This window comes from Kitasatospora sp. A2-31 (assembly GCF_022288725.1).
Taxonomy (GTDB): domain Bacteria; phylum Actinomycetota; class Actinomycetes; order Streptomycetales; family Streptomycetaceae; genus Kitasatospora.
This window is the reverse complement of the sequence record NZ_JAKNTA010000009.1, coordinates 309,052-309,342: the sequence shown is the minus strand read 5'-3', so window position 1 is coordinate 309,342 and position 291 is coordinate 309,052. Positions and strand designations below refer to the sequence as shown.

General features: G+C 64.9%; 1 protein-coding gene. It reads left to right on the top strand.

All coding sequences use genetic code 11. The features are described 5' to 3' along the window. Positions 1 to 291: 30S ribosomal protein S2 (rpsB, locus tag MCM47_RS25490; RefSeq protein WP_238864084.1), on the top strand; the 291-nt coding region annotated here is incomplete at both ends.

Sequence of the window (291 nt, the reverse complement as noted above, 5' to 3'; positions counted from 1 at the left end):
AGGAGCTCGGCGAGCTGGACTTCTCGGACGTGGCCGGTTCCGGCCTCACCAAGAAGGAGCTCCTGGTCCTGCAGCGCGAGCACGACAAGCTGGAGAAGACCCTCGGTGGTATCCGCGACATGCAGCGCGTTCCCAGCGCTGTCTGGATCGTGGACACCAAGAAGGAGCACATCGCGGTCGGCGAGGCCCGGAAGCTCAACATCCCGGTCGTCGCCATCCTCGACACCAACTGCGACCCCGACGAGGTCGACTACAAGATCCCGGGCAACGACGACGCGATCCGCTCCGTCA